This window comes from Methylovulum psychrotolerans (genome assembly GCF_002923755.1).
In the GTDB taxonomy this organism is placed as follows: Bacteria; Pseudomonadota; Gammaproteobacteria; order Methylococcales; family Methylomonadaceae; genus Methylovulum; species Methylovulum psychrotolerans.
This window is the reverse complement of the sequence record NZ_PGFZ01000088.1, coordinates 1-689: the sequence shown is the minus strand read 5'-3', so window position 1 is coordinate 689 and position 689 is coordinate 1. Positions and strand designations below refer to the sequence as shown.

Annotated in this window: 1 protein-coding gene; it reads right to left on the bottom strand. The window is 50.1% G+C overall.

What is annotated here, in order from left to right:
* Positions 1 to 84: 84 nt before the first annotated feature.
* Positions 85 to 689, bottom strand: a 605-nt coding sequence (locus AADEFJLK_RS23725; RefSeq protein WP_249028133.1) for an IS3 family transposase, incomplete at its 5' end; no start/stop codon positions are given.

Genomic DNA, 689 nt, shown 5'->3' with positions numbered 1-689 from the left:
AAGATTAAAAATATAGTGGAATAGGTTACGCATTACTCTGTAAAGTTAAGTGGACTCCATTGTCCAGGCAATATTTAGCCTAGTTTAAGATAGTGTCATTGCCATTGCAGTGGATTGGCGCTGCCCCGTTTCTCCGTTTGAAACATTTCGTTTATCGCTAAAATGGTCTGCTATTTTAGCCCCGCCGCCGACCGCTGTCCGATAGACTTCATCAGACGTTTTATAGCCCCGCGATTGGTGGTAACGTTCGCTGTTGTAGAAAACAAAATAGTCTGCCAGCCCTGACAGCAATTCCGGAAAATGGGCGTAACCTTTCAGATAAACATTCTCATGCTTGACGCTCCGCCATAGCCGTTCGACAAAAATATTGTCCAACGCCCTGCCGCGTCCGTCCATGCTTATGGTGATGCCGTTGCCTTTGAGTACGGCTATCCATTTGTCGCTGGTGAACTGCGCCCCTTGGTCGGTGTTGAATATTTCGGGTGTTCCGTAGAGCCTGAGCGCCGTTGCCAGGCAATCCACGCAAAAGCCGACATCCATCGTGTTCGACACTTCCCAAGCCAAAACCTTGCGGCTGTACCAGTCGATGCCCGCCACCAGGTAGACAAAACCGTGCGCCAGCCGGATATAGGTTATGTCCGTACTCCAAACGTGGTTAGGGCGGACAATGCCCAAGCCCCTGAGCAAAT